General features: G+C 65.7%; 24 protein-coding genes. 18 read left to right on the top strand and 6 right to left on the bottom strand.

Translation table 11 applies throughout. From position 1 onward, the window contains the following. Window positions 1-12 precede the first annotated feature (12 nt). Genes LDB29_RS16980 through LDB29_RS16965 form a run of 4 tightly spaced genes read left to right on the top strand, consistent with a single transcriptional unit; the run spans window position 13 to window position 2,060 of the window. Entirely contained in the window at window positions 13-669 is a 657-nt protein-coding gene (locus LDB29_RS16980; protein ID WP_257554884.1) for an SCO family protein, read from the top strand. A gap of 3 nt (window positions 670-672) precedes the next feature. After that, entirely contained in the window at window positions 673-1,098 is a 426-nt protein-coding gene (locus tag LDB29_RS16975; protein ID WP_048577548.1) for a YcgN family cysteine cluster protein, read from the top strand. After that, window positions 1,079-1,789, top strand: coding sequence for a M48 family metallopeptidase (locus LDB29_RS16970; protein ID WP_257554882.1), 711 nt, complete (start codon window positions 1,079-1,081; stop codon window positions 1,787-1,789). Before LDB29_RS16975 ends, LDB29_RS16970 begins: the two co-directional genes overlap by 20 nt. Window positions 1,790-1,796: 7 nt before the next feature. Beyond that, window positions 1,797-2,060 carry a hypothetical protein gene (locus LDB29_RS16965; protein ID WP_025549628.1) on the top strand — a complete coding sequence of 88 codons (264 nt, stop codon included), beginning with the start codon at window positions 1,797-1,799 and terminating at the stop codon, window positions 2,058-2,060. A 48-nt stretch (window positions 2,061-2,108) separates the two neighbouring features. Here the strand turns inward: LDB29_RS16965 and LDB29_RS16960 are convergent, their stop codons facing one another. Beyond that, entirely contained in the window at window positions 2,109-2,957 is an 849-nt protein-coding gene (locus tag LDB29_RS16960; protein WP_257554881.1) for a rhodanese-related sulfurtransferase, read from the bottom strand. A 53-nt stretch (window positions 2,958-3,010) separates the two neighbouring features. Here LDB29_RS16960 and pdeM point away from each other — a divergent pair, with 53 nt between their 5' ends. Then, a complete protein-coding gene (pdeM, locus tag LDB29_RS16955; protein ID WP_025549630.1) occupies window positions 3,011-3,670 on the top strand; it encodes a ligase-associated DNA damage response endonuclease PdeM in 660 nt (219 codons plus the stop codon). Window positions 3,671-3,858: 188 nt separating this feature from the next. Beyond that, entirely contained in the window at window positions 3,859-6,624 is a 2,766-nt protein-coding gene (locus LDB29_RS16950) for a TonB-dependent receptor (protein ID WP_025549631.1), read from the top strand. Here the strand turns inward: LDB29_RS16950 and LDB29_RS16945 are convergent. Further along, window positions 6,602-7,348 (bottom strand): YggS family pyridoxal phosphate-dependent enzyme, encoded by a 747-nt coding sequence (locus tag LDB29_RS16945; RefSeq protein WP_025549632.1) that lies wholly within the window; start codon window positions 7,346-7,348, stop codon window positions 6,602-6,604. The genes LDB29_RS16950 and LDB29_RS16945 overlap by 23 nt on opposite strands. 17 nt (window positions 7,349-7,365) lie before the next feature. Between LDB29_RS16945 and LDB29_RS16940 the strand changes: the two genes are divergently transcribed. Continuing rightward, window positions 7,366-7,929, top strand: coding sequence for a thiamine phosphate synthase (locus LDB29_RS16940; protein WP_025549633.1), 564 nt, complete (start codon window positions 7,366-7,368; stop codon window positions 7,927-7,929). A 136-nt stretch (window positions 7,930-8,065) separates the two neighbouring features. Here LDB29_RS16940 and LDB29_RS16935 read toward each other — a convergent pair whose 3' ends face one another. Next, window positions 8,066-9,529 carry a PLP-dependent aminotransferase family protein gene (locus tag LDB29_RS16935; protein WP_025549634.1) on the bottom strand — a complete coding sequence of 488 codons (1,464 nt, stop codon included), beginning with the start codon at window positions 9,527-9,529 and terminating at the stop codon, window positions 8,066-8,068. 89 nt (window positions 9,530-9,618) lie between these two features. Here LDB29_RS16935 and LDB29_RS16930 point away from each other — a divergent pair, with 89 nt between their 5' ends. Both LDB29_RS16930 and LDB29_RS16925 read left to right on the top strand, forming a co-directional pair. Further along, complete coding sequence (locus tag LDB29_RS16930) at window positions 9,619-10,221, top strand: YitT family protein (protein WP_025549635.1); 603 nt, start codon at window positions 9,619-9,621, stop codon at window positions 10,219-10,221. Window positions 10,222-10,341: 120 nt separating this feature from the next. Then, complete coding sequence (locus LDB29_RS16925; RefSeq protein WP_025549636.1) at window positions 10,342-10,848, top strand: DUF1993 family protein; 507 nt, start codon at window positions 10,342-10,344, stop codon at window positions 10,846-10,848. A 159-nt stretch (window positions 10,849-11,007) separates the two neighbouring features. Here the strand turns inward: LDB29_RS16925 and LDB29_RS16920 are convergent, their stop codons facing one another. Next, on the bottom strand, window positions 11,008-11,490 hold the full coding sequence (locus tag LDB29_RS16920; RefSeq protein WP_025549637.1) for a hypothetical protein: 483 nt from the start codon (window positions 11,488-11,490) through the stop codon (window positions 11,008-11,010). 86 nt (window positions 11,491-11,576) lie between these two features. Here LDB29_RS16920 and gyrB point away from each other — a divergent pair, with 86 nt between their 5' ends. Genes gyrB through LDB29_RS16905 form a run of 3 tightly spaced genes read left to right on the top strand, consistent with a single transcriptional unit; the run spans window position 11,577 to window position 15,167 of the window. Next, complete coding sequence (gene gyrB, locus LDB29_RS16915) at window positions 11,577-14,084, top strand: DNA topoisomerase (ATP-hydrolyzing) subunit B (RefSeq protein WP_099185548.1); 2,508 nt, start codon at window positions 11,577-11,579, stop codon at window positions 14,082-14,084. Window positions 14,085-14,088: 4 nt separating this feature from the next. Next, a complete protein-coding gene (locus LDB29_RS16910; RefSeq protein ID WP_025549638.1) occupies window positions 14,089-14,652 on the top strand; it encodes a DNA-3-methyladenine glycosylase I in 564 nt (187 codons plus the stop codon). An 8-nt stretch (window positions 14,653-14,660) separates the two neighbouring features. Then, complete coding sequence (locus tag LDB29_RS16905; RefSeq protein ID WP_025549639.1) at window positions 14,661-15,167, top strand: COG3650 family protein; 507 nt, start codon at window positions 14,661-14,663, stop codon at window positions 15,165-15,167. Between the two features lie 329 nt (window positions 15,168-15,496). On the opposite strand, the gene LDB29_RS16900 is transcribed toward LDB29_RS16905, so the two are convergent. Further along, a complete protein-coding gene (locus tag LDB29_RS16900) occupies window positions 15,497-16,228 on the bottom strand; it encodes a hypothetical protein (RefSeq protein WP_025551889.1) in 732 nt (243 codons plus the stop codon). A 229-nt stretch (window positions 16,229-16,457) separates the two neighbouring features. Here LDB29_RS16900 and LDB29_RS16895 point away from each other — a divergent pair, with 229 nt between their 5' ends. The 6 genes from LDB29_RS16895 to LDB29_RS16870 all read left to right on the top strand — a co-directional run bounded on the left by LDB29_RS16895 (window position 16,458) and on the right by LDB29_RS16870 (window position 23,943). Further along, the gene (locus LDB29_RS16895) at window positions 16,458-16,907 is read left to right on the top strand and encodes a DUF3576 domain-containing protein (RefSeq protein ID WP_257557047.1); all 450 of its coding nucleotides are present in this window, start codon (window positions 16,458-16,460) and stop codon (window positions 16,905-16,907) included. 114 nt (window positions 16,908-17,021) lie between these two features. Next, entirely contained in the window at window positions 17,022-19,592 is a 2,571-nt protein-coding gene (leuS, locus tag LDB29_RS16890) for a leucine--tRNA ligase (RefSeq protein WP_257554875.1), read from the top strand. 99 nt (window positions 19,593-19,691) lie between these two features. Further along, a complete protein-coding gene (lptE, locus tag LDB29_RS16885) occupies window positions 19,692-20,186 on the top strand; it encodes an LPS assembly lipoprotein LptE (RefSeq protein ID WP_025551884.1) in 495 nt (164 codons plus the stop codon). After that, a complete protein-coding gene (holA, locus tag LDB29_RS16880) occupies window positions 20,183-21,208 on the top strand; it encodes a DNA polymerase III subunit delta (RefSeq protein WP_025551882.1) in 1,026 nt (341 codons plus the stop codon). Before lptE ends, holA begins: the two co-directional genes overlap by 4 nt. Window positions 21,209-21,306: 98 nt before the next feature. Continuing rightward, a complete protein-coding gene (gene msrB / locus LDB29_RS16875) occupies window positions 21,307-21,711 on the top strand; it encodes a peptide-methionine (R)-S-oxide reductase MsrB (RefSeq protein WP_025551880.1) in 405 nt (134 codons plus the stop codon). Between the two features lie 156 nt (window positions 21,712-21,867). Continuing rightward, the gene (locus LDB29_RS16870; protein WP_025551878.1) at window positions 21,868-23,943 is read left to right on the top strand and encodes a transglycosylase domain-containing protein; all 2,076 of its coding nucleotides are present in this window, start codon (window positions 21,868-21,870) and stop codon (window positions 23,941-23,943) included. Window positions 23,944-24,114: 171 nt separating this feature from the next. Here LDB29_RS16870 and LDB29_RS16865 read toward each other — a convergent pair whose 3' ends face one another. Then, on the bottom strand, window positions 24,115-25,071 hold the full coding sequence (locus tag LDB29_RS16865) for an aspartyl protease family protein (RefSeq protein WP_025551146.1): 957 nt from the start codon (window positions 25,069-25,071) through the stop codon (window positions 24,115-24,117). Between the last annotated feature and the right edge of the window lie 214 nt (window positions 25,072-25,285).

The raw sequence follows: 25,285 nt of genomic DNA, 5'->3' as shown, positions 1-25,285 counted from the left end.
CCATAGCAGGGCATGGCTGGCGGCGCCATGAACAAAGCGCTGATTTCGCTCGCCCTGCCGCTGACCGCCCTGCTGGCAGCCTGTAATATGGGGGCCGGGGGCAATGCATCAAGCGGCGATGAAAGCGCCCAGGGGGATCTGCACGGGGCCAGCATCGGCGCGCCCTTCACCCTGACCGATCAGGACGGGAAGAAGGTCCGCTGGGACGATTTCAAGGGCAAGTATCGCCTGGTCTATTTCGGCTACACCTATTGCCCCGATGTCTGCCCGATCGACCTGCAACGCATCATGCAGGGCTTTTCGAAGTTCGAGAAGGATAAACCGGCGCTCGCCGCAAAGGTCCAGCCGATCTTCATCAGCGTCGATCCGGATCGGGACACGCCCGCCGTCCTCAAAACCTATGTCGCGGCCTTCCACCCCCGCCTGATCGGCCTGACCGGCACGCCGGACGAGATCGCCAAGGTGGCGAAGGATTTCGTCGTGCTCTACAATAAGGAAGAGACGAAGGGCGCGAGCGGCTATCTGGTGAGCCACAGCCGCACGCCCTATCTCTTCGGGGGCGACGGCGCGCCGGTCGCGCTGGTGCCGGTGGACGATCCGGGAACGCCGGATGTGGATGAGGGCGATCCCGCCAGGGTGACGGCCTTCCTCGAAAAATGGGTGAAGTGACGGTTGGACTTCTGGGAAAAGCCCCTCGACAGACTGGACCGCGCGGAGTGGGAAGCGCTGTGCGACGGCTGCGGCAAATGCTGCCTGCACAAGGCGGAGGATGAGGATACGGGGCACATCTACCCCACCAATGTCGCCTGCCGCCTGCTCGACCGGCATAGCGGGCAGTGCACCAATTATAAGGAACGCCGCCGCTTCGTGCCCGATTGCGTGCGGCTGACCCCTGCCAAGGTGAAGACGATAAGCTGGCTGCCGCGCACCTGCGCCTATCGGCTGCGGGGCGAGGGCAAGCCATTGCCCGAATGGCACTATCTGATCTGCGGCGACCGCGAGGCGGTGCACCGGGCCCAGGAGTCCGTGCGCGGCTGGACCATTGCGGAAGCCGACGCCGGCGATTGGGAAAACCATCTTGTCGACAGAGAGCTCTGACGCTGAAATTCTGATCGACGGCATCGCCGTTCCGGTGCGGATCCGCCGGTCGGCGCGGGCCAAGGCCTATCGATTGTCGCTGGACCAAGCGCGGGGGGAGTTGCGGCTGTCGCTGCCGACCCGCGCCAATCTGAAGCGCGCGCTCGGCTGGGCGCAGGAACATGAGGGCTGGGTCCGGTCGCAAATGGCGCGGCAACCCGCGTTTGTCACGCTGGGCGATGGCGCCGTCTTCCCGCTGGAGGGGCGGGAGGTGCGCATCTGCTGGGTCGAAGGCGCTTCCCGCACGATCCGGCTGGAGGGCGACCGGCTGCTGCTGGGCGGCGCGGCGGAATCAGTCGGGTCGCGGGTGCTGCGCTGGCTCAAGATGCGGGCGAAGGCCGTGCTGGAGACCGAAAGCCATGAAATGGCGCGGGACAATGGGCTGATCGTGGCGTCGGTCGGCATTGGCGATCCGCGCAGCCGCTGGGCGAGCTGCGCCTCCAGCGGGGCGATCCGCTATAGCTGGCGGTTGATCCTCTGCCCGCCGGAGGTGCGCCGGGCGACCGTGGCGCATGAGCTGGCGCATCTGCTGCACATGGATCACAGCCCTGCCTTTCACGCGGCCCACAAGCGGATATTGGGCGAAGACCCCCGGCCTGCGCGGGCTTGGCTGCGCACCCATGGGACCGCGCTGCACCGCTTCGTCGGGTGACAGGCCCATGGGCAGGAAGAAGCGCTATCTGACGGCGACGATGCCGGACGGCTATGTGAAGACCATCGGGCCCACGGCGGACGCCTTCACCCATTATTGGCGCATCGTCGCGATACTGGAGAATGGCAGGACGGAGGTTTTCTGGGGCCACAGCCGCTCGCTGGCCGAGGCGAAGAGGAAGCGGACGGCGGCGGAAGAAGGCGCGCGGATGCGCGGCTGGAAACGCTATGCGTTCGAGATAGCGGAACTGGTCGAAACGCCGGCCCGGTGAAGCGCAAGCTGCTCCTGCGAAGGCGGGGTCACGCTATGCCCTGGTCCTTCAGCCCTGGTTCCTGTGCGGCCAGACGCCCGACCCGTCCGCCGCGCAATCATGCGCGGCGTCCCGCACATGCGGCAAGCCGCAGGCCCGGCAGGTGACATAATCGCCCGCCTTCAGCCCATGGCCCACCGCCACGCGCTCGTCGAACACATAGCAGTTGCCCTGCCAAAGGCTGTCCTTTTCGGGCATTTCCTCCAGATAGCGCAGAATGCCGCCGCGCAGATGATAGACCTCCTCAAAACCGCGGGCCCTGACCAGCGCGGTCGATTTCTCGCATCTTATGCCGCCGGTGCAGAACATGGCGATGCGCGGCGTGCGGCCCTCCTCGCGCAGCTTTTCGGCAAAATCGTCGAACCAGGCCGGGAAATCGCGGAAGGAGCGGGTGCCGGGATCGATCGCCCCTTCGAAGCTGCCCACCGACACTTCATAGGCGTTGCGCGTATCGATCACGACCGTGTCCGGATCGGCTATCAGGGCGTTCCATTCCACCGGATCGAGATGCGTGCCCGCCTGATGCGCCGGGTCGAGATCGCCCGCGCCCAGCGTCACGATCTCCGCCTTCACCTTCACCTTCATCCGGGCGAAGGGCGGACTCTCGCCATGGGCATATTTGACGTCGAGATCGGCGCAGCCCGGATATGCCCGGATATGCGAGACCAGCGCCGCAATCGCCCTCTCGCTCCCCGCGACCGTGCCGTTGATCCCCTCCCCGGCGACGATCAGCGTGCCGCAGGTGCCAAGATCGGCGCAGAGCAGGCGCAAATCGCGGGCAATCGCCTCCGGATCGGCGAAGGTCGCGAAACGGTAAAGCGCGGCAATGGTGAAAGCGGATTCCATGGCAGCGCCCATAGCCGCTTCGCTGCCCTCTTGAAAGCGGCGGGGCAAGGGGGCATAGGCAGGCCATGGTTCCCCTTTCGTTCGCGGGTCATGATTTTCTGGCGTTGGCGGAGGCTGCGCTGTTCTGGCCGGCGCGCTCCGCCCTGCTGGTGGCCGACCTGCATTTCGAAAAGGCAAGCTGGTTCGCCCGATCCGGGCAGTTCCTGCCGCCCCATGACAGCCTGGCGACGCTGGACATGATCGAGATGCTGGTGGAACGGACGGGCGCGCGGGCCGTCTGGTCGCTGGGCGACAGTTTTCACGATGCCGATGGCGCGGCCCGGCTCGATCCGGCGGCGCGGGCAAGACTGGCCGTGTTGACGGACAGGCTCGACTGGGTCTGGATCACCGGCAATCACGATGCCGGCATGGCGCGGACGCCCGGCGGCACGCGTCGCACGGACATGCAGGTGGACGGCATCTGGCTGCGGCATGAGGCGGACCCTGCCGACCCCCGGCCGGAAATATCAGGGCATTTCCACCCCAAGTTCCGCCTGTCCGTGCGCGGACGCCACGTGTCGCGGCGCTGCTTCGTCGGATCGCGGACCAAATTGATTCTGCCTGCCCTTGGAGCCCTGACGGGCGGCCTCGATGCCGGTCATGGCGAGATTCGCCGGGTGATGGGATCGGGTGCGGCCGCCCTGGTGCCGGTCGCCGGCCGGCTGCTGCGTTTTCCCATTGCTTAGGCGGACGTAACGGAAACCGGAATTTAAGCTGTCTCCTTTAGGTGACAGTGCATGAGAATCCGGTCACCATGGGGGATCAAAGCCTCTGAAAAGCAGGCATATCTTGCCTTCATCCTGCTGTGGCAGCATAGTTCGACAATAATTCGACGCGACGCAAAGCCGCGCGGATAAGGAGAGGGAGCATCATCATGAAGAAGAGCCTTTGGCTGATTTCTGTCGGTGCCGTTGCATTGGGCAGCAGCGTTCCGGTCGCATGGGCGCAGGACGGTGGAACCGCGGTCGATCCGGAAAGCGTCAACATCATCGTCACCGCCACCCGGCGCGCCAGCCCGCTGTCGGACGTGCCGATCGCCGTGTCCGCCGTGACGGCGCAGGCGATGCAGAATAGCGGCGCGACGGATATTCGCGCGCTCAACCAGCTCGCCCCTTCGCTGCTGCTGTCCTCCACGGGGACAGAGGCCAATGCCTCTGCCCGCATCCGCGGCATCGGCACGGTGGGCGACAATCCGGGGCTGGAAAGCTCGGTCGCGGTGTTCATCGACGGCGTCTATCGCTCGCGCACCGGCGCCGGCCTCAACGAACTGGGTGAGATCGAGCGGGTCGAGGTGCTGCGCGGTCCCCAGGGCACGCTGTTCGGGCGCAACGCCTCCGCCGGCCTCATCAACATCATCAGCAAGGCGCCGGAGTTCAAGCTCGCGGGCAAGGCGGAGATCACTTACGGCAATTATGATTATTGGCGCCTTGCCGGCCGCATCACCGGGCCGATCAGCGATCAGCTGGCGCTGAGCCTGGACGGCGTCTGGTCCAGGCGCGACGGCTTCTACGATCTGGTGAACGCCAGCGGGGCCAAGGTCGGGGAAACCAATGACCGCGACCGCTATTTCCTGCGCGGGCAGGCGTTGTTCGAGCCGAACGACGCGCTCTCCATCCGCCTCATCGGGGATTATACCCATCGCGACGAAAGCTGCTGCGGCGCCGCCTATATGGAGACGCGGGAACGCCGTCCGGTCCCCGGCGGGGGCTACAGCACGGCGCCCTTCAACCGGATCGCCGCCATTCTGGCGGGGCAGGGCAGCGTCTTTGCCGCCGATCCCTATGACCGCGACCTCACCATCACGGCGGGCCGGAATTATGTGAGCAAGCTCAAGGATTGGGGCGTTTCGGGCGAGATCAATTATGATCTGGGCGGCGCCAAGCTGACCAGCATAACCGCCTATCGCGATTACAAGAGCCAGGACTATGGCGATTACGACTATAGCGGGGCCGACCTGCTCTACCGCGATCCCAACACCTATCGCCAGTTCAGGACCTTCACCCAGGAACTCAGGGCGCAGGGATCGGCCTTCAACGATGTGCTCGACTGGCTGGTCGGCGGCTATTATGCGCATGAGAAGCTGACGCTGGAGGATAATATCGTCTTCGGCGCGGACTATGGCCGCTTTGCCGCCTGCCGTCTGATGGCGGGGGCAGGCGTCAACAGCAATTTGACGGCGGCGCAGCTTGCCGCTTGCGGCAGCGGCCTTGCGACGCAGGCGCTGATCGCCGGTACGCAGGCGCAGCTCAACGGCGGCCTCGTCCTTGCCGGCGTTCCAGCCTTGCAGGCCGGGGCGATTTCGACCGGCCTGGGCAATGGTCTCCGCGCGCTGGCGGCGATCCCGTCGGGCACCGGCGACATTGCCTCGCTCTACCATCAGAAGAGCGAGAATTGGGCGTTGTTCACCCATAATATCATCCATATCGCAAAGCAGCTCGATCTGACGCTGGGTCTTCGCTACACCCATGAGAGCAAGCGTTTCTCGGCGGACCTCAACAATAACAACGCCACCTGCGCGGCCTTGCAGGCCTCCAGCCTGCCCGCCATCGCGACCAATGCGCAGCTCGGCAGCGCGGCGGCCCTGGCGGGCGGCATCCTGACCCTGGGCTGTCTCGGCAACGGATCGACCGGGCTGAACGCGCTCGACCTCAATGACAAGATCAGCGATGGGGAGTTTTCCGGCACCGCCGTCCTGTCATGGAAGCCGATCGACGAACTGCTGGTCTATGGCAGCTATTCGAAGGGCTATAAGGCGGGCGGCTACAATCTCGACCGCTTCCAGCTCGGATCGACGGGCCTGAACGCGGTGCCGGCCGTGTTCGCGCCGCGCACCAATGCCGACGTCACCAGCCTGCGCTTCGCCGCTGAAAAGGTCGATGCGTTCGAAGTGGGCCTGAAATATACCCGGCCCAAATGGAGCGCCAACATCGCCGCCTTCCGGCAGGAGTTCAAGAATTTCCAGTTGAACACCTTCAACGGCACCAGCTTCGTCGTCCAGAACATTAATGGCTGCGACGGCGCGCTGACGGCGGCGCGGACCTGCGCAGGCGGCGATGTGGGACCCGGCCTGATCAGCCAGGGCGTGGAACTGGAACTGTCGGCAACCCCGGTGCGGAACGTGCGTGTCGCGGGGGGCTTCACCTATGCCCGCGCCAAATTCGCCAACCGCCTGGTCGGCAGCGGCGACGGAACGGTGCCGCTCGATCCGGCGCTGTTCCTGCTGCCGGGTTCGATCAACTCCCAGGCGCCGGAAGTCGTGACGACGGTCAGCGCGTCCTGGACGCCTTCGCTCGGCTCCAACGGCCTGTCGGCGCTTTTCTATATCGACGGGCGCATGAGCAGCGACTTCAACACCGGATCGGACCTGTTCCCCGAAAAGCGGCAGGACGGCTATGCGGTGTTCAATGCCCGTGTCGGCATTCGCGGGCCGCAGCAGCGTTGGGCGGTTGAATTCTGGGGCCAGAACATCTTCAACCAGGACTATAGCCAGGTCGCCTTCAGCAGCCCGCTACAGTCGAGCAGCCCGTCCACCTCGACCACCGGCCAGTTCGCCCTGGGCGCACCGATGGCGAACCAGTTGATCTCCGCCTATCTGGGCGATCCCCGCACCTACGGCATCACCCTTCGCGGGAGTTTCTGATCATGCCCCTGCCGCTCCCCGGTGCCGGGCGAGCGGCAGGGCGCTCCCCGAACAGGGCCGTGCCGACGCGGATGTGCGTGGCGCCCAGCATGATCGCGGTTTCATAATCCCCCGACATGCCCATGGAGAGCTGTTCCATCCCCTCCTCCCGCGCCATCTTGGCGAGCAGCGCGAAGAAGGGCGCGGGTTCGATGTCGGCCGGCGGCACGCACATCAGGCCCAGCAGCGGAATATCCGCGTCCCGGGCCGATCGGATCAACGCGGGCACGTCGGCAATCGGACAACCGCCTTTTTGCGCTTCCGCACCGATATTGACCTGCACGAAGCAGGGCACCCGCCTGTCCGCCGCGTCCATGGCCTTGGCCAGCGCCGTCAGCATCGACGGCCGGTCGAGCGAATGGATGACATCGAACAGGGCGACCGCGTCGGCCGCCTTGTTCGACTGGAGCTGACCGACGAGGTGCAGTTTAAGGCCCTCATGCTCCTCCCGCAGGGCAGGCCATTTGCTTTCCGTTTCCTGCACGCGATTTTCCCCGAAGACCCGCTGGCCTGCCGCGATCAACGGGCGGATGGCGTCCGCCGCCTGCGTCTTCGACACGGCGATCAGGGTGATGTCGTCGGCGGTGCGGCCGGTAAGGCGGGCGGCGCGGCCCATGGCGTCGCGTATCTCGGCCAATCGGTTCGCGGCCAGCCGGTCTGCGGCTTCGATGCTGTCGGTCGTCATGGCGGCTGCTATAGGCGATGGCCATGCAACGCCGCCACCGCAAAAAATTGCCGACAATCTGGTTGATGACCGACGAACGCATTGGGGAGCCTGCCCTGCTGGCTGCTGTCGCCCGTCTGCCCAAGGGGAAGGCGGGAGTCATATTCCGGCACTATCGCACGGCCGCGGCGGAGCGGCACGCCCTGTTCGATCGGATCGCCCGGATTGCCCGAAGGCGGCGGCTGGTGCTCATGCTGGGCGGCACGGCGGCGCAGGCGCAGGCCTGGCGTGCCGATGGCTGGCACGGACGTGATCGGCGGCGGGCAGGAAAGGTGCTGCTCCACAGCAGGCCGGTGCATGATGGGCGGGAGATGGCGGAAGCCGTGCGCTATGGGGCAAATATCGTCCTGCTCTCGCCACTCTTCCCGACGCGCTCGCACCCCGGTTCACCCCTATTGGGGCGAGCGGGCTTCGCCGCCCTGGCCCGGCTCGCCCCGATGCCGGTAATCGCCCTGGGCGGGGTGAACGCGGCGCATCGGCATATGCTGAAGGCAATCGGCGCTTCCGGCTGGGCCGCCATCGATGGCCTGTCGGGCTGGTGACGGCGGTAAGAGGCGGTGGTCGGCGGGCGACCATCCAAAGGCCGCACCTTACTCTCGCGAGCTGTTTGTCTCCTGCGGATTCCTCCGCAGGGGCATGCCGCGCCGATGGCAGTTCATGACCGATATCCGCCAGCGCTCAGATCAGCCGATCCGCCTCCAACGCCGCCGCCAGGGAATCGCGGCCGCGCGGCATGCGGGCGTGAAGCCGCGCATCGGCTTCCGCCAACCGCTCGACGCCAGTGGTCAGTTGCTCCTCCGATAAGGTGAAGGGCAGGCGGAGGAAGCGCTCGAACGCCCCGCTCACGCCGAAGCGCGGCCCAGGCGCGACACGCACGCCATGACTCTCGGCAATGGCGGCCAGCGCCGTCGCCTCGCCGCGCGGCAGTTCCGCCCAGAGCGACAGGCCGCCGGCAGGGGATTCGGCACGCCAGTGCGGCAGGTGTCGTTCGATCAGCCCCAGCAGATGATCGCGACGCCCCCGCAGGATCGCCGCCCGCGGGCCAAGCCCTTCGTCGCTATCGATCAGATGCGCGACGGCAAGCTGCTCCACCACCGGGCTCGCCATGTCCATCGTCGTGCGCAGCCGTCCCAGCGCCGCGACGGTCTGCGGATCGGCGCGAATCCAGCCGACGCGCAGCCCACCCCAGAAGATCTTGCTGGCCGAACCCAGGGTGATGACCTGCCGCCCGGAAGGATCATGCACGGCGACCGGCGGCGGCGGCATATTGTCCAGACCCATCGCCGCCATGGTCTCGTCGATGATTAGCGGCATATGGCTGCGCGTCGCTGCGGCCACCAGCGCGCGGCGGGTGCCCGGGTCCATGCTGCGCCCCGTCGGATTGTGGAAATCCGCGATGATATAGGCGAAGCGCGGACTGGTCTGGCGGAAGGCCGCTTCCATCGCGTCGATGTCCCATCCCTGCGCGGGCAGGCCGACAGGCACCGGCACGACATGGGCGCGCTGCAAGGCCTGGATCGCATTGTGATAGGTGGGATGGTCGATCACCGCCCGGTCGCCCGGTCCCGCCAGCCAGTGGAGCAACAGCGAAAATCCCTGCTGCGCGCCATTGGTGACGATGATCTGGTCCGGACTGGTGGGACATCCCCGCCGCTCATAATAGGCGGCGATCGCCCGGCGCAGCGGCGGCAGGCCCAAAGGATCGTACCCCAACTCGCCCAGAAAGGCGGGCAGGGCCTCCACCGCGACCTGATAGGCGCGGCCCACGCCCGGCGCGGCCGGCAATGCGGCATGGGTCCAGTTCAGGATATTGCCGCCGTCGATCATGTCGATTTCCGGCAGGGCCTGTTCCATCCGACCGGGCGGCAGGCGGGTGACGCTGCCCGATCCCTGCCGGCTTTCCAGAAAGCCTTCGTCGCGCAGCCGGTCGAAGGCGGCGGCGATGGTCGTGCGGCTGAGGCCCAGCGCGGCGGCCAGTTCCCGTTCCCCGGGCAGGCGGACGTTCAGGCCGACGCGCCCATCCAGCACCAGCATCCGCAGCGCCTGCGCCAATTGGCGATAGGCGGGCTCCGCGCTGTCTTCGGCGCGCCAGGCGCCCAGCAGGCGAAGCAGGGAAGGCGGCCGCAACAGGGAAGTGGACATGACCATGGGTTCCAATCCGGAAAGGGAGGATGCCACTTACCCAATAATGGCCATTTTGTAAAAGGCCATTTCGGGTGATTTCAACCGCCATGATGATGCACCGCCGCCTTTTCCAGCTTTTCTGGGGCCTTGGCCTTTATGGCTTCTCCATGGCCCTGATGCTGCGCGCCGATCTGGGGCTCGATCCCTGGGACGTGCTGCATCAGGGATTGGCGCCGCGCTTGGGTCTGAGTTTCGGCATGACCGTCAATCTGGTCGGGGCGATCGTGCTGTTGCTCTGGTGGCCGCTGCGTCAGCGGCCCGGTATCGGCACGGTCTGCAACATTGCGGTGATCGGCACGGCGGTGGACCTCAGCCTGATGATCCTGCCCACGCCGGAGGGCTATGCCATGCGCTTCGCCTGGTTGGCGGCGGGGATCGTCCTCAACGGCATTGCGGGCGGCGCCTATATCGGCGCGGGATTGGGCCCGGGCCCGCGCGACGGGTTGATGACGGGCTTCTGCCGCCGGACCGGATTGCCGGTCAAATGGGTCCGCACCGGTATCGAGATCGGCGTGCTGGCGGTCGGCTGGCTGCTGGGCGGCACGGTGGGCCTCGGCACCCTGCTCTATGCGGCGACGATCGGCTGGATCGTGCACCATGCCTTGCCCTTCTTCACCATTGTCCCGCGCGAACGCCCCGCGCTTGGCTGATCCGGTTGCCCCCTGACCGGCCGGCATGGAGTCCGCCGGCCGGTCCTTTTATTTCGCGCGGGTATCGACTGTAGCGATCCACGCCATATCTAGGCGCCTCACGATCATGAGGAGAGCCTGGTGGCGACCGACCTGTACGACCTGACCGTTCCCGTCTTCATCCGCGGGCTGCGCAACCTTTCCGCCATTCTGGAGAAGGGCGCCGCCCATGCGGAAGAAAAGGGCATCGATCCACTGACGCTGACGCAGGCGCGCCTGATCGGGGACATGGCTCCGCTCACCGGACAGGTGCAATATGCCAGCGACAGCGCCAAGGGCGCGGTGACACGCATCGGTGGGCTCGATCCGGTTGCCATGCCCGATACGGAGCAGAGCTTTGCCGACCTGCAAGAACGGATCGGCAAGACCATCGCCTTCCTGGAATCCGTGCCTCGCGAGCGGATCGACGGGCGGGAGGATGCGGAAGTGATCCTCAAGGGCCCTCGCGGCGAATTCCGCTTTACCGGACGCAGCCATGCGCTGGGCTTTGCGCTGCCCAATTTCTATTTCCATGTTTCGACCGCCTATGCCCTGCTGCGGCAGGCGGGGGTGCCGCTGAGCAAGATCGATTATCTGGGTGGGATTTAGCGGCCGGGTGGCGATGGCCGTCATAAGGCATTCCCCTCCCGCCTGCGGGAGGGGTTAGGGGCGGGCGCAACCAGCCTCCAGCTTTGCCGTCAGCAAAACCACCGCCGATGTCGCGCCCGCCCGCTCCCGCCTGCGGAGGGACAAGGGCGGCGCATCCCCCTAACCCGCGATCAACCGGATGGCGGCGCTCGACACCCAGCCGCTGGGGCAGGGGCCGTCATAGGGCTGCTTGCGATCCACCGGTCCGGACACGCCGCAATCCACCGGGGCCGCGGCATTGTCGGCAGGAGGATCGGGGACCAGAACGACGCCCAGCCATTTCTGGTCGAGGCTGCGGGTGCAGACCCATGCGCGGCTGCCCTCCGCCATGCGGGCGACTTCTCCGGCGTCCGAAAAGGGCGCGGCCCGGACCGCCGCTCCTCCGGCGCCTACGCGCACCGCCTGGCCCATGGCGCCGCAGGCGTCGAGGCGCGGACCGTCCTCCCCAATGGTCACCGGGCGGACGAGGCGCGATTCCAGACGGGTTTCCGGCACCTCCTCCCGCGGTGCGCCGGCAAGCGAACTGTTGGGCAGTTCCTCCAGCACGTCGCTGCTCTTGGAGCAGGCGGCAAGCATCAGGACCAGGGTCAGGATCATGCGCATAGCCGCCTGATAGACCCTGCCCGGCGCGGGCGATAGCCGCCATGTTTCGCTTTAGTTTGCTGGCCCTTTTCCCTATATGCTCGGATATGAGCGAGGAAAGTCAGAACAACCCCAACAGCAATGCCTATGGCGCCGACAGCATCAAGGTCCTGAAAGGGCTGGATGCCGTGCGCAAGCGGCCCGGCATGTATATCGGCGACACCGACGACGGTTCCGGCCTGCATCATATGGTGTTCGAGGTCAGCGACAATGCCATAGACGAGGCGCTGGCCGGCCATTGCGACCGCATCCTGATCACGCTCAATCCCGACGGATCGGTCAGCGTGGAGGATAATGGCCGGGGCATCCCCACCGACATCCACAAGGAAGAGGGCGTCTCAGCGGCCGAGGTCATCATGACCCAGCTCCACGCGGGCGGCAAGTTCGAGAACACGTCGGACGACAACGCCTATAAGGTGTCGGGCGGCCTGCACGGCGTGGGCGTCAGCGTGGTGAACGCGCTCAGCGAATATCTCGACCTCAACATCTGGCGCGACGGCAAGGAGCATTATATGCGCTTTGCCTATGGCGACGCGGTGGCGCCGCTCAGGGTGATCGGGGACGCGCCCGCGGGCAAGAAAGGGACGAAGGTCACTTTCCTCCCCTCGACCGAGAAAGTGCCCGGCGACGGCGGCACGTTCAAGAACCACACCGAATTCGATTTCGAGAAGCTGGAGCATCGCTATCGCGAACTCGCCTTCCTCAATTCCGGCGTGCGGCTGTTCCTGATCGATGCGCGGCATGAGGAGAAGAAGGAGATCGAGCTGTTCTACGAGGGCGGCATCGCGGCCTTCGTGAAGTGGCTGGACCGCAACAAGCAGCCGCTGATGCCCGATCCGATCGCGATTTCGGGCAGCCGCGACGATGTCACCATCGACGTCGCGCTGGAATGGAACGACAGCTATTATGAAAATGTCCTCTGTTTCACGAACAACATCCCGCAGCGGGACGGCGGCACCCACCTTGCCGCCTTCCGCGCTGCGCTGACCCGGACGCTCAACAATTATGCCGACAAGTCCGGCCTGCTGAAGAAGGAGAAGGTCTCGCTGACCGGCGAGGATATGCGCGAAGGCCTGACCGCCATCGTGTCGGTCAAGCTGCCCGATCCCAAATTCTCCTCGCAGACCAAGGACAAGCTGGTTTCGTCCGAAGTGCGTCAGCCGCTGGAAAGCCTGATGGCCGACAAGATGGCGGAATGGCTGGAGGAAAATCCCCAGCATGGCCGCATGATCGTGCAGAAGGTGATCGACGCCGCCGCCGCCCGCGAAGCCGCGAAGAAGGCGCGCGAACTCACCCGGCGCAAGGGGGTGATGGACATCGCCTCGCTGCCCGGCAAGCTGGCCGACTGTCAGGAACGCGATCCCGCCAAATCCGAACTCTTCCTGGTGGAGGGTGACTCGGCCGGCGGTTCGGCCAAGCAGGGGCGCAACCGGCACAATCAGGCGATCCTGCCGCTGAAGGGCAAGATTTTGAACGTCGAGCGCGCCCGTTTCGACCGGATGCTGTCGTCCAAGGAAGTCGGCACGCTGATCCAGGCGATGGGCACCGGCATCCGCGACGATTTCAACCTGGAAAAGCTGCGCTACCACAAGATCGTCATCATGACCGACGCCGACGTCGACGGCGCGCATATCCGCACGCTGCTGCTGACCTTCTTCTACCGCCAGATGCCGCAGATCATCGAGGCGGGGCATCTCTTTATCGCCCAGCCGCCGCTCTACAAGGCGACGCGCGGCCGGTCGGAGGTGTACCTCAAGAACGAAGCCGCGCTGGAGCAGTATCTGGTCGACAATGGCGTCGAATCCATGGCGCTGGAAACGACCGGGGGCATGCGGTCTGGCGAAGACCTGCGCCACCTGATCGAGCATGGCCGGCGGATGCGCGCGGTGATGCGCTATGTGCCGCGCCGCTACAATCCCGCGATCATCGAAGCGCTGGCGATCAACGGCGCGCTCGATCCGGAACTCAGCCATGACGCGCAGGCCGAACGGTTGACGAACACCGTCCGCTGGATGGATGCGCAGGACGAAGAGGGCAGGTGGACCGGCCGGATCGCGGAGGAGGGCGGCTTCCATTTCGAGCGGCTGTGGCGCGGCGTCACCGACCATCACATGATCGAGGCGGGCTTCATCGGGTCGGCCGAAGCGCGCAAGCTGCACGCCATCGCAACCGAGGAGGCGGACAGCTATCGCACCGCCAGCCGTCTGGTCACGGCCAAGGCGGCCGCCGCCGCCGAGGAGGCGGGGGATGACGATCTGCCGGTCGCGACCAAGGGTTCGACGGCGGTCACGCGGCCCAGCGAATTGCTGGAGGCGATCCTCGCTGCCGGGCGCAAGGGGCTGGCGATCCAGCGGTACAAGGGCCTTGGCGAGATGAATGCGGAACAGCTTTGGGAAACCACGCTGGACCCCGATAATCGCTCGATGCTGCGGGTGGAGGTCGAGCAGGCGGACGTCGCCGACGAGATTTTCACGCGGCTGATGGGCGATGTGGTCGAACCGCGGCGCGAGTTCATCCAGGACAATGCGCTGAACGTCGCCAATCTGGACGTCTGATCCGATGGAGCGGGTCCGTTGCGGTTGGGCTGGATCGGACCCGCTTTATTGCGCCTATCATGACAGCGAATGGGGCGTTCCGGAACGCGATCCGCGGATGCTCTGGGAAACGCTGATGCTGGAGGGCTTTCAGGCGGGCCTCAGCTGGATCACCATATTGCGCAAGCGGGAGACGTTCCGCGCCGCCTTTGCGGGGTTCGATCCGGACAAGGTTGCGCGCTTCGACGGGGCCGATGTCGAACGTTTGATGGGCGACCCCGGCATCATCCGGGCGCGGGCGAAGATCGAAGCGACGATCGCGGGCGCGCGGATTTTCTGCGATATGCGGGAACGGGGCGAGGATTTCTCCGCCTATGTCTGGAATTTCGTCGGGGGCGAGCCGATCCGGAACGATGGCCTGACCTTCCCGGCCAGAACCGACCTTTCCGAAGAGATTTCCCGGGATCTCAAGAAGCGCGGCTTCAAATTTGTGGGCCCCACCATCGTCTATGCATGGATGCAGGCGATCGGGATGGTGAACGATCATGCGGTGGATTGCTTCCGGCGGGATGAGGTCGGCAAGGCGTGAGACGATTCCTGCCGCTGGTCCTGTGTGCGCTGGCGGGGTGTGGCGGCGACGGGATGCCCTCTGCCAATGGCGCGCAGCCTCATGCCTCCGCACCGATCGGGACGCCGGACCCAGCGCCAGGCCAAGACCCTGAAAATATTTCGAAACTGGTTCCACGTGGAACAGAGGCACGTGGAACGGAGGAGAGCCCGCCGGTCAGCTCTCCCGGCGTTAAGCATGCTGTGGACGATGGTTATCGGGCGATCGGGACCGAGCCTTTCTGGGCCGTAACGGTAAAGGGATCGACCGCCGTGCTGGAGCGCCCGGACAGGGCGCCCGTCCGCTACGCCATATCCCGGAACGACGACCCGCGGGCTGTCCGTTTCCTGGGCGAGGGCTTTTCAATGACCGTAACCGAAGGGCCATGCAGCGACGGCATGAGCGATGCGGTCTGGTCCGACCGCGTGGCGGTGGCCTTTGGCGAGGGAACGCTGAACGGCTGCGGCGGCTTGCGGGACGATCAGGGCGAACCGTAGAGCCAATCGACATTCAGAAGATGACGAGCCGAGCCGAAGGCCACCGAAGGTAAAATGGTGGTTTTCCGTGACCCGGAGCGCAGCCTACTCAAAATAGGTGAGCACCGGAAGCACGGAAAAGCGCCATTTGCAGGCCGTCAGGGCTGAATGTCGATTGGCTCTAAAGCCTCCCGGTTGCCGGGCGAAACAGGGCGCTCAGGTCTTTCTGCCGGATGGAGGCTGAACATGCTCCCGCCCCGGACCATGGTTCGGCCTGGACGGGACCAACGCTGGACAAGACAGAAGCCGAGGCAGGCATGATGCCGCTCAACCTCGCCCCTCAAGCCGTTTTAGAATTTGAAGATCGTGCCCAGATAGACGGCCTGCGCGTCCTGCCGGTCGTCGGTCATCGGCGTCAGGCGTCCGGCAAAGCTGTTATTATAGCGAATGCCCGCGGTGACGTTCAGATTGCGCGTCAGCGAATAGGAACTGGCCAGATCCAGCGAATAATCCTTGTCCGCGCTGGGGTTGCGGATCGTCGCGGCCGGCTCGCGGCGGCTCTCGATCAGCACCTTGGTGCTGAAACGGTCCTTGCGGCCCTGATCCAGCGAGAAATTCCTGGCCCCCGCCATCGGCTCGACGGCGACCGGGTCCAGTTCCTTGCGGCCCACCGCTTCGGGCAGGGCGAACTTGCGCCAGTTATGCGCGCTGTTCAGGCTGAAGGCGACGGGCGCGATGCTCACCGGGTCCAGCGTCCGGCTGATCGCGACGCGATCGTTCAGGTCGGCGGCGCGCACCATGACGGTGACCGAGCGCTGACCGCTCAGCGACCCGCTGGTGGGGGTGAAGCGGAAATTCTGACGACTCGCGGACGCGGCGATCTTCGCATAGGCTGCCGCCAGGCGCGGGTCCTTGGTCGTCGGCGTGAAGGAGGAGATGCTGCCCAGCGCACCCAGCGAAACCGGCGTTTCGGCGCGCATGCGGACAAGGTCGGTGGCCGCCCCGATGGCAGGGGACAGCATGAAGCCGGCCACGGCGACCGCCGAGCCTGCCAACGCTATATGTCCCCTTTTCAGGCGCATGTTCCGAATCTCTTCCCCGCCGACTACTTTTCTATGGTCCTTCATATACGCAAGGCTCTGGAATTGGTAGAGCGCCACCGGTTTTTTGTCGGAGCTGTTGCACGGAACACACAGGACTCGCCCCGGTTGCACGGCGGGTCGTCGTCGCGCCGTCCCGGAGTCCCCCTTGCCCATTGCCGCCGGTCCTCTATAGAAGCGGGGCGTTTACTCGTTTGATGGGACAATAATGATGGTCCGCCGCCTTTCTTCGCGCCTTTCCGCCGGTCTGCTGCTGGCTGCACTTCTGCCGCTCGCCGCCTGCGGGGGCGGCGCCAAGGACCGCCCGAAGGCGGACCTCGCCGCATCGAAGGTGACGACCATCGGCGTCAACGCCTATCTGTGGCGCGCCAGCCTCGACACCCTGTCCTTCATGCCGATGGTCCAGACGGATTCGAACGGCGGCGTGATCGTCACCGACTGGTACGCCAATCCGAACAGCCCCAATGAGCGGATGAAGCTGACCGTATCGATCCTCGACCAGGATCTGCGCGCCGACGCGCTGCGCGTCGCCGCCAGCCGCCAGGTCAGCCAGGGCGGCCAGTGGGTCGATGTGCCGGTGCAGGCCCCGACCGTGCAGAAACTGGAAGAGATCATCCTGACCAAGGCCCGCGACCTGCGCCGCATGGCGATTGCGGGCTGATCGCGGCATCGATTTCCGTTCGCCCTGAGCCTGTCGAAGGGCCATATGTTCTTGAAGAGTAGTGCAGGGCTTCGACAGGCTCGGCCCGAACGGCACTTGAGTTAAGGATTATCCATGCAAAGGCGCTTCAACCCGCTTGAGGCCGATGCCCGCTGGCAGGCCGTCTGGGACGAGAAGCAGACGTTCAAGGCGTCCGACAGCAGCGACAAGCCGCGCAGCTATGTGCTGGAGATGTTTCCCTATCCCTCCGGGCGCATCCATATCGGCCATGTCCGCAACTATTCGATGGGCGACGTGCTGGCGCGCTTCCGCCGGATGACCGGGCATGAGGTGCTGCACCCGATGGGCTGGGACGCATTCGGCATGCCCGCCGAAAACGCCGCGATGGAGAAGAAGGTGCATCCCGGCGCCTGGACCCGCTCCAACATCGCGACGATGCGCGCGCAACTCAAGAAGCTGGGCTTCGCGCTGGACTGGAGTCGGGAACTGGCGACCTGCGAGCCGGACTATTACGGCCATGAACAGGCGCTGTTCCTGGACATGCTGGAAGCGGGCCTGGTCTATCGCAAGGAATCGGCGGTCAACTGGGACCCTGTCGACATGACCGTGCTGGCGAACGAGCAGGTGATCGACGGCAGGGGCTGGCGATCCGGCGCGCCGGTTGAAAAGCGCAAGCTGTCCCAGTGGTTCCTCAAGATCACCCAGTTCGCGGACGATCTGCTGGCGGGCCTGAAGACGCTCGACCAGTGGCCGGACAAGGTGAAGCTGATGCAGGAAAACTGGATCGGCAAGTCGGTCGGCCTGCAATTCCGCTTCAGGCTGGACGCGCCGGTCGGCGGAATCGGTGAGCTGGAGGTCTTCTCCACCCGCCCCGACACGATTTTCGGCGCCAGCTTCGCGGCCGTCGCCGCCGATCATCCGATTGCGCTCGCCCTGGCGGAAAAGGATGCGGCGCTCGCCGCCTTCGCGGAGGAATGCCGCCAGACCGGCACCGCCGCCGCCGAGATCGAGACCCAGGAAAAGAAGGGCTATGACACCGGCCGGTCGGTGATCCACCCCTTCACCGGTCGCAAGCTGCCCTTGTTCGTCGCGAACTTCGTGCTCATGGACTATGGCACCGGCGCCGTCATGGCGGTTCCGGGCCATGACCAGCGCGACCTCGACTTCGCGCGCAAATATATGCTGCCGGTCGAGCGCGTCGTCGCCGCCGAAGGCGACGAAGCCAAGGGCATTGGCGACGAGGCCTATGTCGGCCCCGGCAGGCTGGTGAATTCCGACTTCCTCAATGGCCTGGGCGTCGAGGAGGCGAAGGCGCAAGTCATCCGCCGCGCCGAAGAGGGCGGCTGGGGCACCGGCACCACCGTCTTCCGCCTGCGCGACTGGGGCGTCTCGCGCCAGCGCTATTGGGGCACGCCGATCCCCGTCATCCATTGCGAGGATTGCGGCCCCGTGGGCGTGCCCAAGGACCAGCTTCCCGTGGTCCTGCCCGAAGACGTCAGCTTCGACATTCCCGGCAATCCGCTGGACCGGCATCCGACCTGGAAGCATGTCGACTGCCCGAAATGCGGCAAGGCGGCGCGGCGCGAGACCGACACGCTGGACACCTTCGCGGATTCAAGCTGGTATTTCATCCGCTTCGCCAGCCAGCCCAAGGACAGGCCGTTCGACCGGGAAACCGTCGAGAAATGGTCGCCCGTCGGCCAATATATCGGTGGCGTGGAACATGCGATCCTGCACCTGCTCTACGCCCGTTTCTGGACCCGCGCGCTCCAGCATATGGGCCAGATCGGCTTTGCCGAACCGTTCACCGGCCTCTTCACCCAGGGCATGGTGACGCATGAGACCTACAAGGCGGCTGTCCCTCTCCCGGTTCCTGCCGATTATGATGGCTCGCAGCCGGAAATGCATGCTGCAGAGGTTTGGGTTTCGCCCGCTGAGGTCGAACGCCGGGATGGCAAATGCTTCCTTGTCGGGACCGACAGTGAAGTCACCGTCGGCCGCGTCGAGAAAATGTCCAAGTCCAAGAAGAATGTCGTCGATCCGGATGACATCATCGCCCAATATGGCGCGGACGCGGTGCGCTGGTTCATGCTGTCCGACAGCCCGCCGGAGCGCGACCTGCCCTGGACCGAGGCGGGCATCGAAGGCTCCTGGCGCTTCGTCAACCGCCTGTGGCGGCTGTTCGGGGAAGCCGACAAGGCGGCAGAGGGGCAGGACAAGACACTCGACCGCAAGCTGCACCAGACCATCGACGGCGTGGCGAAGGACATTGAGGCGCTGTCCTTCAACAAGGCAGTGGCGAAGATCTACGAACTCACCAATGCAGTCGAAAAGGCCAAGCCCTCGGCCAGCCGCAGCGCGGCGATCCGGGCGCTGGCTTTGCTGGTCGCGCCCATGACCCCCCATCTGGCCGAAGAGGCCTGGGCCGACATGGGTGAGGAAGGTCTGATCGCGGACGCGGCCTGGCCGGCGGTCGATCCGGCATTGCTGGTCGAGGATGAAGTCACCATCGCCTGCCAGGTGATGGGCAAGCTGCGCGACACCATCACCGTTCCCAAGGGCACTTCCAGGGACGAGCTGGAACGTCTGGCGCTTGCCGCGCCCAATGTCGTGCGGACGCTGGACGGCGCGACGCCCAGGAAGGTTATCGTGGTGCCGGATCGTCTGGTGAATTTGGTTATCTGACAACATCCGTTCGGGCTGAGCCTGTCGAAGCCCTTTACTTCTCTTTGGGAAAGAACGGCCCTTCGACAAGCTCAGGGCGAACGGTTAAGGGTAGGTCTTATGAAGCTCTGGCCATTGCTCTTCGTCGCCCTGTCCCTCTCCGCCTGCGGCCTGCGCCCGGTCTATGGCGGGGGCGGCCACGGCCCGGTCGCGCAGGCGCTGGGCAATGTCGAGGTGCAGCCGATCGAGGGCAAGGGCGGCTGGCTGGTGCGCAATGCGCTGAACGACCGGCTGGCGGCGATGAGTGGCACCGGACCCGGTTACAAGCTGGTGGTGAAGCTGGACGACAATATCAGCGGCTTCGGTCTGCGCTCCGACGCCGCCGTCACGCGCGAGCGGCGGACCCTGCGGGCGCGCTATCAGCTTATCGACGGCGCAACCGGCGCGCAGATTCTGGACGATACCGCCGGATCGGACGTCGGCATCGACGTGGTCTCCAGCGAATATGCGACCATCGCGGCGGAAGACACCGCCCTGGAACGCCTGTCGCAGACCATTGCCGACCAGATCGTCGCGCGGCTCGCCCGTTTCGCGGCGCGGGACAAATCCCGTTGAAGGCCAATCGCGGCCAGATCGAAAAGGCGCTCGACGCGCCGCCTGCCGACTGCCGCTTCTTCCTGCTCTACGGACCCGATGAAGCGGGCAGCACGGCGCTCGCCAAGCGGCTGGAGCGCGCCATGGGGCCGGAAGCGGAGCGGGTCGACCTGGACGGACCGACGCTGCGCGACGATCCGGCGCGGCTGGCGGATGAAGCGGCGTCCTTCTCCATGTTCGGGGACAAGCGCTGGATTCGCGTCACCGGCATGGGGGAGGAATCGCTGCCCGCCCTCAACGCCCTGCTGGAGGCGGAGGCGGCGGGCAATCCCGTCATCGCCATAGCGGGCGCGCTCAAGGGCACGTCGAAGCTGCTCAAGCTCGCGCTCGACCACAAGCAGACCATGGCCTTCATATCCTACCAGCCCGACGCGCGGGAGGCGGAGCAGATCGCCATCGCCATCGCGCGGGAAGGGGGGCTGCGCCTTTCGCCCGAACTGGGCCGCCGCATCGCCGATCTTGCCAATGGCGACCGCACGCTGATGGCCGGGGAGGTGGAAAAGCTGATTCTCTATCTCGACGCCGCGCCGGACCGCCCGCGCGAAGCGACGGAGGAGGCGATGGACGCCCTTTCCGCCGACAATCCCGACAGCGACGCCGCGCCGCTGGTGAATGCCGTGCTGGGCGGCGACCTGCGCGGCATGCACCGCGAACTGGGGCGGCTGGCGGAGGCGGGAACGGCGATGGCGGCGGTGCTGCGCCCGCTGCTGGCCCGCGCCATGCTGCTCGCCAATATCCGCACCGATTTCGATGACAGCGGCCGGCTGGAAGGCGCGGTCGAGGCGGCGGGCAAGCAGGTCTTCTGGAAGGAAAAGGGCATCGTCACCCGGCAGGTCCGCATCTGGGACGCGCCCGGCATCGCCCGCGTCATCCACAGGCTCGCCCAGGCGGAGCGCGCCAGCCGGTCGGGCAGGGGGCTGGGCGACCTGATGGTCCGGCACGAACTGCTCGCCATCGCCCGCCAGGCGGCGCGGGAGCGATAGAGGTTTCTCCCGGGCGCTGCCGCCGGCCGCGGGAGCGCCGTTACCCAGATCATGCTAACCGCTTGATCGCACGCCCGCCCACCGCCATATTGCCGGGCATGGACAAGCTCAACCTGACCGACGCCGAATGGCGCGAGCGCCTTTCCCCCGAACAATATCATATTCTGCGGGAGGGCGGCACGGAACGGGCCTTCACCGGCAAATATAACAGCAACAAGGCCGATGGCCGCTATTTCTGCGCGGGTTGCGGCGCCGAACTGTTCGATGCGGACGAAAAATATGACAGCGGATCGGGCTGGCCCAGCTTCACCGCGCCGGTCGACATCGATGCGGTCGATGAAATCCGCGACACCAGCCATGGCATGATCCGCACCGAAGTCCGCTGTTCGAATTGCGGCGGGCATCTGGGCCATGTCTTCCCCGACGGTCCGGGCATCAACGGCCTGCGCTATTGCATGAACAGCGCGTCGCTCGATTTCAAGCCGCGCGACGAAGGCGAGTGATCGTTCATCGCCGGTAAAGCGGCGCTTCCCTTGAGGATGACGGGCGATTTCGGCAGAGGCGAAATCGCGCATGACGGAGAAATTCCGGCTTTTTTGCGCGGCCTGCACGGCTTTTCCACTGGCCGCCTTTTCGTTTAGCGCATATCCGGGCGAACCATGGCACGATCAGGCAAGAGCAGCGAACCGCGGGGCAAAGTGAAGACATGGCTGGTGCGGGGCCTGAAGATCGGCCTCGTCGGCGGCCTCAGCGCGCTTGTCGCGATCGTCGTGGCGGTGGTGATCGCCTATCAGTCTCTGCCCGACTATGAATCGCTGAAATCCTCGCCCAACGGCCAGATGATCCGCGTCCATGCCGCCGACGGCAGCGTCATCGTATCGCTGGGCCCCAGCTTCGGCCGCTGGCTGAGCTACGACCAGATTCCGACCGTGATGGTCGATGCGATGGTGTCGACCGAGGACAAGCGTTACTATCTGCACCCCGGCGTCGATCCCATCGGCATGGCGCGCGCCGCCTGGGTGGCGCTGGAGCGGCGCGGCAGCGGCCGCCGCTGGCAGGGCGCGTCCACCATCACCCAGCAGGTGACGCGCAACATCTTCCTCAACAACAGCTACAGCTGGGGCCGCAAGGTGCGCGAAATGGTGCTGGCCCTCGCGCTGGAGCGCAAATTCTCCAAGCGGCAGATCCTGGAGCTTTATCTCAACAAGGTCTATTTCGGCGGCGGCGCCTATGGCATCGACGCGGCCAGCCGCAAATTCTTCGGCCACCCCGCCACCAGCCTGGACCTGCCCGAAGCGGCGATCGTCGCCGGTCTGGTGAAGGCGCCCTCCAGCTATTCCCCGACCGCCGACGCCGATGCCGCCATCGGCCGCGCGGGCGTGGTGCTGGAACTGATGGAGGAAAATGGCAAGATCAGCGCGGCGGAACGCGCCTCGGCCGGACTCCAGAATGTAAGGATGGCGCCCGAACCGCCGCAGAACAGCGTCCGCTACTTCACCGACTGGGCGCTGCCGCAGCTCGACACGCTGATTGATGAGCCCAATGAGCCGCTGGAGGTCTATACCACCATCGACCTCAACATGCAGAAGGCGGCCACCGCGGCGATCCAGGCCAATGTGCCCAGCGGCACGCAGGGCGCGCTGGTTTCGCTCGACCGCGACGGCGCGGTGCGGGCGATGGTCGGCGGGCTGGACTATGTGAGCTCCAACTATAATCGCGCGACGACCGCGACGCGGCAGCCGGGTTCCGCCTGGAAGATCTTCGTCTACATGGCGGCGCTGGAGGCGGGCTATACGCCCGACACCGGCGTCACCGACAGTCCGGTCGACATCAACGGGTGGAAGCCGCGCAACAGCAATGGCCGCTTTTCCGGCGACATCGATATCCGCACCGCCTTCGCCTATTCGGTCAACACCGTGGCGGCGAAGCTGGGCGTGGAGGTCGGCTTCCCCACCGTGGCGGACATGGCGCGCCGCTTCGGCATCACCACGCCGATCAACACCCATCCCTCGATGGTGCTGGGCACGTCCGACGTGCGCCTGATCGACATGACGCGCGCCTTCGCCTCCATCGCGCGCAAGGGCGTGGCCGTGACTCCCTATGGCATCACCCGGGTGACGACCGCCGAAGGCCGCCTGCTCTACGAACATCAGGACGACACCAGCCGGGTGCTGGTCGCCCCCTGGGTCGCGGCGGGGATGACCGACCTGATGCAGACCGCCGTCAGCACCGGCACCGGCAGGGCCGCGCAGATCGGCCGCCCCGTCGCCGGCAAGACCGGCACCACCAGCAGCAACAAGGACGGCTGGTTCCTGGGCTTTTCCAGCGGCATCACCACCGGCGTCTGGATGGGCCGCGACGACGCCCGCGCGGTGGGCGTCCTCCAGGGCGGCCGGGCGCCGGCCCATGCCTTTGCCGACTATATGAAGGTCGCCGTCGCGAAACGCCCGGTCGAACAGTTCGAAACGCAGGTGACGCTGCCCGAATGGCAGCTCGAACCGGATGAGGAGGCCTATTATGGCCAGCCCGACAGCAGCACGGACAGCGGCATGATGGTCGATGAAAACGGCCTTCCCATAGAACGGGCGCAGCAGCCGCCGGAGGATGAGGAACAGCCGGACGATAGCGGGCAGGCGGCGCCCAATCCCGCCGACCGGCCGCAGCCGCCGCGTCTGGACCAGCAATGGATCGACAATGTGCTGGGCCGCAATCGGCAGCAGCCGGCGCCACATTAGGGCATGGTGCGGAAGGGCCTGTCCTGAGCCTGTCGAAGGGGGCAACCGGTTTTCCGCTTAGACCATGCCTAGAGCGTTTTCCAAGCAGATTAAATCATCTGCTGACCCGGAAAGCGCGACAAAACAAAAACTTAGAGCAGTTGAGCCGATGCAATCGGATCGGAATCTGCTCTAGCCCGCCGCTCTCCGCGCCGTCGCGAAGCGTTTCCGGTCGAGCAGCCCGGTATCCGGCAGCAGGAAGTCGACCTTCCCCCGCCCGAAGTCGATCGCCACCCGGTCGAACAGCTTGAGCGCGTCGATGCCGAGCAGCAGCGCGGGCTTGTCCTGAAGCTCCAGTTCCGCGAAGGGCTGGGCATCCGCGAACATCACCGGCATCTCGTTCAGCGTGACCTGCCCCATGCGCACCCGGTCGATCAGGCCCGCCTGGCCCGACAGCGTCTCTCCCGTCACGCTGGTCAGCGTCACCAGCTTCATCGCGGGCGCCTTCTTCTTGCGCACCAGCTTGTTCATCAGCGCCATATTGCCGACGCTGACCGAAGTGCCGGTGTCCAGGATGATGCTGACCTGCATCCCGTTCACGTCGGAATCGAGCAGGATCAGCTGCCCCTGGCGCCGCCGCGCTTCGACGACGATGACATTGGGGTCGCGCCAGCTCCGCTTGCTGTTGCTGATCTCCATCTGGCCCGTGCGGAAATTCAGCAGCAGCCGCTTGGCGTGCAGGCCGTCCAGTCCCAACAGTCCGGGCGCGCCGATATGCTCGCCTTCCAGCACCGGCGCCTCTATGTCGTCCACCACGGTCTTGCCGAAGCCCAGGCGCGGGACGGCCACCGTGTCCACCTCCGCCCGGCCGGTCATGCTGATCACCGTCACCCGATCCCGCAGCGGCAGCGCAAGCCGTTCGGCCAGGGCGCGGGAAATGACGGTGCGCTGCGATCCGGTGTCGACCACGAAATTCCATGGCCCCCGACCGTCGATCTGGATGGGGATGGTGATGCGGGCGTCGTCGCTGGCAATGGTGCGGATCACCGCCGGCGGCTCTTCGGGGTCCAGCGCCGGGCGATCCTGCGCCGCAAGGGGAGGGCTGGCGATCGCGATCGCGATGCCCAGAGCGGCGCGCCAGCGTCCCATCTCCCGTTCCTCCTAATTTTATTCCTGTATAGCATGAGCGCCCCGGTTCCGCCCATCCCATTTCATTCGCGGCAGGGCGCATATCGGCAATTTCCGTTCAACTGAACGGCTCAGCCACCTTGACTTGGCCTATGGCAGATCGCTAAACGCCAGACATTCTATCCCGCCCGTCCGGCGCGGGTTTCCCCGAGTCATTGCCGGGCAGACCTTCCCC

This window comes from Sphingobium sp. CFD-2, assembly GCF_024611135.1.
GTDB lineage: Bacteria > Pseudomonadota > Alphaproteobacteria > Sphingomonadales > Sphingomonadaceae > Sphingobium > Sphingobium fuliginis.
This window is presented reverse-complemented; position numbering and strand designations above follow the sequence as displayed.